This is a genomic window from Erwinia sp. ErVv1 (genome assembly GCF_900068895.1).
In the GTDB taxonomy this organism is placed as follows: domain Bacteria; phylum Pseudomonadota; class Gammaproteobacteria; order Enterobacterales; family Enterobacteriaceae; genus Erwinia.
In genome coordinates, this window is the sequence record NZ_CDPK01000015.1 from 92,789 (window position 1) to 93,000 (window position 212).

Sequence of the window (212 nt, forward strand, 5' to 3'; positions counted from 1 at the left end):
AGCAATCTCTCCGCTATCTGGCCTGGGATTGGTGCGCCAGGCCCCTGCCCGGCTTTATTCAGCCAATCTGTGCCGACATTTTCACCTTTCCCACTGACCCGACCCGGCCTGTCGCGGGGGCTACTTATTACGACATAAATGGGCACGACGCCCGTACCGGACGCATCTGGCCGCCAATAAATAAAGTCCTGCAGCTGCTGCGTATTTCCCAC

Annotated in this window: 1 pseudogene; it reads right to left on the bottom strand. The window is 58.0% G+C overall.

Features of this window, described 5'->3' with window-relative positions:
* Nucleotides 1-212: pseudogene (locus A1830_RS24080) on the bottom strand (klebicin D activity protein); the annotation flags it as partial.